Here is a 7,165-nt window from a genome sequence, read left to right on the forward strand (position 1 = left end):
CCCGACCTTCTCGCCGCAAGCGGGGAGAAGGAGAAGAGAGGCCTACGCCATGCTCAGCTCGTGGCGTCCCACCACCATCCAGTGCACCTCGTCCGGACCATCCGCAAAGCGCAGGTGACGCACGTCCTGGTACATTTCGGCGAGCGGGGTCCAGTGCGAGATGCCGGTGGCGCCGTGCATCTGGATCGACTGGTCGATGATCTTGCAGGCGCGCTCCGGCACCATGGCCTTGACCATGGAGACCCAGACGCGGGCCTCCTTGTTGCCGAGCACGTCCATCGCCTTGGCGGCTTTCAAGACCATCAGCCGCATCGCTTCGATCTCGCAGCGCGCCTGCGCGATGATCTGCATGTTGCCGCCGAGATGGGCGATCTTCTTGCCGAAGGCTTCGCGGGTGAGACCGCGCTGCACCATCAAATCGAGCGCCTTCTCGGCCTTGCCGATCGTGCGCATGCAGTGATGGATGCGGCCCGGGCCGAGCCGGAGTTGCGAGATCTCGAAGCCGCGGCCTTCGCCGAGCAGAATGTTCTCCTTGGGCACGCGCACATTGTTGAAGCGCATATGCATGTGGCCGCGCGGGGCGTGGTCCTGGCCGAACACATACATGGGCCCGAGCACCTCGACGCCGGGCGTGTCGCGCGGCACCAGGATCTGCGACTGCTGCTTGCTCGGCGCCGCATCTGGATTGGTCTTCACCATCACGATGAGAATCTTGCAGCGGGGATCGCCGACGCCGGAGATGTAATACTTCTCGCCGTTGATCACCCATTCGTCGCCGACGAGCTTTGCCGTGGTTGAAATGTTCTTGGCGTCGGAGGAGGCGACGTTGGGCTCGGTCATGACATAGGCCGAGCGGATCTCGCCGTTCATCAGCGGCTTCAGCCACTTCTGCTTCTGCTCCTTGGTGCCGACGCGCTCCAGCACCTCCATGTTGCCGGTGTCCGGTGCCGAGCAGTTCATGGTTTCGGACGCCAGCGGACTCTTGCCGAGTTCGACCGCGATATAGGCGTAGTCGAGGTTCTTCAGCCCCGAGCCGGTCTCGTCGTCGGGCAGGAAGAAGTTCCAGAGGCCTTCCTGCTTGGCCTTGTTCTTGGCCTTTTCCAGCACCTCGAGCTGCTTCGGCGTAAAGCTCCAGCGGTCTTCCTTTTTCTCGCCGGCCTTGGCGAACTCGATCGACATCGGCTCGACGGTCTCGCGAATGAATTTTTTGACGTGGTCGTAGAGCGGCCGGACCTGCTCCGACATGCGGAGGTCGTTGAGCTCGTCGCCGGGGTTGAGCGCGTAGTTGGTGGTGCGGGGAATATAGGTGTGTTTTGTCATTGTTCCTCCCGGGGGCGCTGAGATCGTGCTGGGGGAGAGAATAGTCGGAGCGTCGTCAAAGTGCGAGCGCGCATTTTTCTGCGCAAGCCATGCCACGCGATGGAATATCGGGAGGGCGTTTGAAATGTTGTTTGAATGGCGCGCATTCTCGCTGTCATCGCCCGACTTGATCGGGCGATCCAGTACTCCGTGCGTCGGTGGTTCATGGAGAAGCCGCGGCGTACTGGATGCCCCGGTCGCGCCGGGGCATGACAGCGGTGGTTTCGGTCGGCTCAGCTCGCCATCCGATGCATCGCGCAGATCTTGTTGCCGTCGAGGTCACGCAAATACGCAATATAGAGGTTGACGCCGGGCCCCTGGCGGATGCCCGGCGGATCTTCGCAAGGAACGCCGCCGGCGGCGATGCCGGCCGTATGCCATGCGTGGACCTGTTCCGGCGAGTTGGCGGCAAAGCCGATGGTGCCGCCATTCGCGCACGTCGCGGCCTCGCCGTTGATCGGTTTCGTCACCGAGAACACGCCGGTCTTGGTGATGTAGAAGATGCGATGGCCGTCGACCCTGGCGGGCCGCACCTCGAGCGTGCCGAGCAGGCTGTCGTAGAACGCCTTGGCCTTGTCGAGGTCGTTGGTGCCGATCATCACGTGTGAAAACATTTGCCCTGTCCCCTTCTGCGCCTGCGAAATCAGAATCCGTAGGGTGGGCAAAGCGCAGCGTGCCCACCACAACAGTGGAAAATATTTCCGGTAGGCACGGCGCAAGCGCGCCTTTGCGTCCACCCTACGATATCTCAAACCTTGCCGGGAAGGCCCGTCATGCTCGCGGCAGCGCTGCTGTTCTTGTCAGGATTACGACCCCAGATCGAGCCGTTGCAGCCCTGGCCGGCGAGCGCCTGTGCAATGTCGAGTCCAATGCCGCCATTGCCGCCGGTGATCACGGCCACTGCAGAGGTCGAAAAGGTTCATGGCGCGTTTCCTGTTTTTGGTGTCGGGCGCATCAGCCGCTGCGCGCAAGATTGCTGGCTATGCTCCGATCACCATGGACAAGACCGTGCCAAAAATCAAATATGTGCCCCGACAAAGCAATTCCGGTCTGCGAAACTGACGCAGGCCGCAACGCACGAGGAAACCATGCAGTTCAAACACGTCACGCTCGATCTCGATGGTTCGGTCGCGATCCTCAAGCTCGACCATCAGGAGGTGATGAACGCGGTCTCCGTGGACATGCTGGGCGGCCTTGCAGAGGCGCTCGACGCGATCGAGGAGAAGAAGGACGAGGTGCGCTGCGTCGTGCTGACCGGCGCGGGCCGCGCGTTCTGCACCGGCGCGAATCTCCAGGGCCGCAACAACCAGTCGAAGAAGACCAAGGCCGGCCTGACCCTCGAGACCGGCTTCCACCCCTTCCTGCGCCGCATCCGCAATCTGCACTGCCCGATCGTCACGGCGGTCAACGGCCCGGCCGCCGGCGCCGGCATGAGCTTCGCACTGCTCGGCGACATGATTCTGTGCGCGCGCTCGTCCTATTTCCTGCAAGCCTTCCGCCGTATCGGCCTCGTGCCCGATTGCGGCTCGACCTGGCTCTTGCCACGGCTGATCGGCAAGGCACGCTCGATCGAATTGTCGCTGATGGGCGAACGGCTGCCGGCCGAGAAGGCGCTGGAATGGGGGCTCGTCAATCGCGTCTATGACGACGGCGTGCTGATGGAGGAGGCGATGAAGCTCGCGCGTGATCTCGCCAGCGGCCCGACGGTGGCGCTGTCGCTGATCCGCAAGCTCTATTGGGACAGCCCGGAAAATTCCTTCGAGGATCAGCTCAATCTCGAATTCCAGTGCCAGCTCCGCGCCGGCGACACGCAGGACTTTCGTGAAGGCGTCGGTGCGTTCCTGGAAAAGCGCCCGGCGCAGTTCAAAGGCAAATGATCGAGGCGCAGCTTTCCCGCAGCGTCGTGCGCTGGTGCGAAGGGGCAACCGGCGTCACTGGGGCGGCAAAACTGTCCGGCGGTGCCAGCCAGGAAACCTGGCGCTTCGACATCGTGCGTCCCGATGGTGCGATCGGCGCGATCCTGCGCCGCTCGCCGAAAGGCTATGGTGCGGCGCCGACGCGGGCGGCCGGTCTTGCGGCTGAAGCGCAACTGATGCAACTCGCTTATGAGGCGGGCGTGCCGTCGCCCCGCGTGATGCACGTGCTGGTGCCGGACGACGATCTCGGCACCGGCTTCATCATGCAGCGGGTCGAGGGCGAGACCATCGCGCGCAAGATTCTTCGCGATGATGAATTCGCTGCGGCGCGGCCGCTTCTCGCGCGGCAGATCGGCGGCGTGCTCGCGGGCCTGCACAGGCTGCCGCAGGACAAGCTGCCTGAGCTACGGCACATGAGCGCGGCGAAGGAGATCGGCGAGTTCGAGCGCGATTATCGCAGCCTGGATTGGCCAAAGCCGGTGTTCGAGCTGGCGCTGCGCTGGCTGCGCGACCACGATCCGGGTCCTGCCGCCGAGACGACGCTGGTGCATGGCGATTTCCGCAACGGCAATCTCATCATCGGCGCCGACGGCGTGCGCGCCGTTCTCGATTGGGAGCTCGCCCATCTCGGCGACCCCATGGAGGACCTCGGCTGGGTCTGCGTCAATTCCTGGCGCTTTGGCGAGATCGACAAGCCCGTCGGCGGCTTTGGTTCGCGCGAGGAGCTGTTCGCAGGGTATGAGGCGGCCGGCCGCAAGGTCGATCCGGTGCGCGTAAAGTTCTGGGAAGTGATGGGCACGCTGCGCTGGGGCATCATGTGCGGCGGCATGATGCAGCGGTTTCGCGAGGGCCCGGATCATTCGATGGAACGCGCGATGATCGGCCGCCGCGCTTCGGAAACCGAGATCGATCTGTTGCGGCTGCTCGCGCCGCGGGGGAGTTGACCATGCAGGACGAACCGACCCCGATCGAGCTGACCAGGGCGGTCGCCGATTTCCTCCGCAACGACATCGCGCCGCTGACCTCCGGCCACCAGGCTTTCAAGCTCCGCGTGGCCGTCAACATCCTCGACCTCGTCGCGCGGCAATTGGCGCAGGAGGAGGGGAGCGATGCCGCGGAGGTGGAGCGGTTGCGTGCGCTGCTCGGCATCGACGGCTCGGTGACCGATCTCAACCGCGCGCTCGCCGAGCGCATCGCAAAAGGCGAGGTCGATCTCGCGACGCCGGGGCTGGCGCAGCACCTCTGGCAGACCACGATGGACAAGCTCGCGGTCGATCAGCCGAACTACGCGTCATACAAGCGGGAGCTGGGGCGAGACGGGTAGGCAGGTCGCGCTCCATACTCACTGTCATCGCCCGACTTGATCGGGCGCTCCAGTAGCGCGAGGCGTTTGCGATTGACCGAGAAGGCGCGGCGTACTGGATGCCCCGGTCAAGCCGGGGCATGACACCGGTGATGTCTGCGCGTTCTTCGCCTTCACGCGCCGAGCGTGCCTACTTCCCCACCCATTTCGGCGGCCGCTTCTCGGAAAACGCCTTCGGGCCCTCGACGTAATCCTGGGACGCCACCATCGCCTTCACCGCCGGATACTCCCGCTGCTCCTCGATCGCCTGCTCCAGCGATACGCCGAGCCCCTTCTGGATGGTCTGTTTCGAGGCCCGGATTGACATCGGCGAGTTCCTGGTGATCATCTCCGCCCAGCGTAGTGCGCCGGACAACGCTTCACCCTGCGGCACCACCTCGTTGACGAAGCCAAGCTCCAAGCCCTCCTTGGCACCGACATGGCGCGCGGTGAGGATCATGCCCATGGCGCGCTTGAGCCCGATCTGGCGCGGCAGCCGGTGCAGGCCGCCGGCGAGCGCGGCGAGACCGACGCGCGGCTCGGGCAGGGCGAAGGTCGCATTCTCCGAGGCGATGATGAGGTCGCAGGCGAGTGCGATCTCGAAACCGCCGCCCATGGCGACGCCGTTGACCGCGGCGATGATCGGCTTGTCGCAGTCGAAGCGCGCGGTCAGCCCAGCAAACCCGCTCTTGTCCCAGCCGCGCTTGCCGCCCGCCGCCTGCCACTTCAGATCGTTGCCGGCGCAGAACGCCTTGTCGCCGGCGCCGGTGACGATCGCGACCCATTGTTCGGCATCCGCGGAGAAATCGTCGAACACCTTTTGGAGCTCGAAATGCGCGTCGGTGTGCAGCGCGTTGTAGACCTCGGGCCGCGACAGCGTGACGATCGTAATCGGCCCCTTGCGTTCCACCTTTGAAAATTTAAGATCCATCGCGCGCTCCCGCATTTTCTCGTGAAGGAATATTGGCGTCATACTACCGCGCGCCAGCACCGCAACACCATCGAATTGCGCAATGCGCCTTGCGCCTCTCACACGCCTTGCTTTGCTTGACTTGTACGCGCTCTTCTCACCTTAATCGCGAGAAGAGAAAACGCGCCTAGCGCCTTAACGCAAAACGAAAAAATCATCCGGGAGAGAACCGTGGATTTCTCATTGCCTGCAGATCTCGTCGCCTATCTCGCAGAGCTCGACCGTTTCATCGAACGCGAGATCAAGCCGCTGGAAGGCGCCGACGACAACATCCGCTTCTTCGACCATCGCCGCGAATGGGCGCGCACGAATTTCGAGAATGACGGCCTGCCGCGCCACGAATGGGAAGCTCTGCTGCGCAAGGCCAAGGATCTCGCCGATGCCGCCGGCCATTTGCGCTTTGCGGTGCCGAGGCAATATGGCGGCAAGGATGGCTCCAATCTCTGGATGGCGGTGATCCGCGAACACTTTGCCGCGAAAGGCCTCGGCCTGCACAACGATCTCCAGAACGAGCACTCCATCGTCGGCAATTTTCCCGTCGCCACCATGCTCGACCGCTACGGAAGCGACGGCCAGAAGGCGATGATCGACGGCTCGATCAAGGGCAAGTACCGCATCACGTTTGGTTTGACCGAACCGCATCACGGTTCGGACGCGACCCACATGGAAACCCGCGCGGTGCCGGCGACCCGCGACAACGTCAGGGGCTGGATCATCAACGGCGAGAAGATGTGGACCACCGGCATGCACGTCGCTACGCATTGCGCGCTGTTCGCGCGTACGTCGGGCAATGACGGCGATGCGCGCGGCATCACCTGCTTCCTGGTGCCGGCCAAGAGCCATGGCGTGAAGATCGAGGAGTACATGTGGACCTTCAACATGCCGACCGACCATCCCCGCGTCAGCTTTACCGACGTCTTCGTGCCTGATGATGCGCTGTTCGGCGAGGTCGGCCGCGGCCTGTCGCTGGCGCAATGCTTCGTGCACCAGAACCGTATCCGCCAGGCGGCGAGCTCGCTCGGCGCAGCCGTCTACTGCATCAACGAGAGCGTCAAATATGCGCGTGAGCGAAAGCCGTTCGGCAGGGCGCTCGCCGAGAACCAGGCGATCCAGTTTCCGCTGGTCGAGCTCGCCACCCAAGCGGAGATGCTGCGGCTGTTGATCCGCAAGACCGCCTGGGAGATGGACAAGCTCACCGAGGAGCAGATCGAGCGCACGCTGTCCGACCGCGTCTCGATGTGCAACTACTGGGCAAACCGCCTCTGCTGCGAATCCGCCGACCGTGCCATGCAGGTCCATGGCGGCATGGGCTATTCGCGACACAAGCCGTTCGAGCATATCTACCGGCATCACCGACGTTACCGGATCACCGAGGGCAGCGAGGAGATCCAGATGCGGAAGGTGGCGGGGTTCTTGTTCGGCTATATGGGGCCGGGGAAGCACTAGGGCGCCGCGAAAGCGCGCTATCCCGCGCGATGATCCTCTCCACGAGTCGTCCCGGCGAAGGCCGGGACGACGATGTGGATGTGGCGAGGGGCTAATTCACCCGCCGGTCCTTCCCCGCCCAATACGGCTCCC

Annotated in this window: 8 protein-coding genes and 1 pseudogene; 5 read left to right on the plus strand and 4 right to left on the minus strand. The window is 63.8% G+C overall.

From position 1 onward, the window contains the following. Positions 1–42 precede the first annotated feature (42 nt). The 3 genes and pseudogenes from IVB31_RS01070 to IVB31_RS01080 all read right to left on the minus strand — a co-directional run. Positions 43–1,320 carry an acyl-CoA dehydrogenase family protein gene (locus IVB31_RS01070; protein ID WP_247317542.1) on the minus strand — a complete coding sequence of 426 codons (1,278 nt, stop codon included), beginning with the start codon at positions 1,318–1,320 and terminating at the stop codon, positions 43–45. A 272-nt stretch (positions 1,321–1,592) separates the two neighbouring features. Then, positions 1,593–1,973: a VOC family protein gene (locus IVB31_RS01075; RefSeq protein WP_247317543.1), complete on the minus strand. Its 381-nt coding sequence runs from the start codon at positions 1,971–1,973 to the stop codon at positions 1,593–1,595. A 137-nt stretch (positions 1,974–2,110) separates the two neighbouring features. Further along, positions 2,111–2,282: pseudogene (locus IVB31_RS01080) on the minus strand (SDR family NAD(P)-dependent oxidoreductase); the annotation flags it as partial. Here IVB31_RS01080 and IVB31_RS01085 point away from each other — a divergent pair. Genes IVB31_RS01085 through IVB31_RS01100 form a run of 4 tightly spaced genes read left to right on the plus strand, consistent with a single transcriptional unit; the run spans position 2,281 to position 4,599 of the window. Further along, positions 2,281–2,421, plus strand: a complete 141-nt coding sequence (locus tag IVB31_RS01085; RefSeq protein WP_247317545.1) for a hypothetical protein — start codon at positions 2,281–2,283, stop codon at positions 2,419–2,421. The pseudogene IVB31_RS01080 and the gene IVB31_RS01085 overlap by 2 nt on opposite strands. A gap of 26 nt (positions 2,422–2,447) precedes the next feature. Then, complete coding sequence (locus IVB31_RS01090) at positions 2,448–3,236, plus strand: enoyl-CoA hydratase/isomerase (protein WP_106942925.1); 789 nt, start codon at positions 2,448–2,450, stop codon at positions 3,234–3,236. Then, the gene (locus IVB31_RS01095) at positions 3,233–4,219 is read left to right on the plus strand and encodes a phosphotransferase family protein (protein ID WP_247317549.1); all 987 of its coding nucleotides are present in this window, start codon (positions 3,233–3,235) and stop codon (positions 4,217–4,219) included. The genes IVB31_RS01090 and IVB31_RS01095 overlap by 4 nt, the downstream gene beginning before the upstream one ends. 2 nt (positions 4,220–4,221) lie before the next feature. Continuing rightward, positions 4,222–4,599, plus strand: coding sequence for a DUF6285 domain-containing protein (locus IVB31_RS01100; RefSeq protein WP_247317552.1), 378 nt, complete (start codon positions 4,222–4,224; stop codon positions 4,597–4,599). A gap of 169 nt (positions 4,600–4,768) precedes the next feature. On the opposite strand, the gene IVB31_RS01105 is transcribed toward IVB31_RS01100, so the two are convergent. Then, the gene (locus IVB31_RS01105) at positions 4,769–5,548 is read right to left on the minus strand and encodes an enoyl-CoA hydratase-related protein (RefSeq protein WP_247317553.1); all 780 of its coding nucleotides are present in this window, start codon (positions 5,546–5,548) and stop codon (positions 4,769–4,771) included. A gap of 210 nt (positions 5,549–5,758) precedes the next feature. Here IVB31_RS01105 and IVB31_RS01110 point away from each other — a divergent pair, with 210 nt between their 5' ends. Further along, positions 5,759–7,033, plus strand: a complete 1,275-nt coding sequence (locus IVB31_RS01110; protein ID WP_247317554.1) for an acyl-CoA dehydrogenase family protein — start codon at positions 5,759–5,761, stop codon at positions 7,031–7,033. Positions 7,034–7,165: the final 132 nt, after the last annotated feature.

Source organism: Bradyrhizobium sp. 21, assembly GCF_023073335.1.
GTDB lineage: Bacteria > Pseudomonadota > Alphaproteobacteria > Rhizobiales > Xanthobacteraceae > Bradyrhizobium.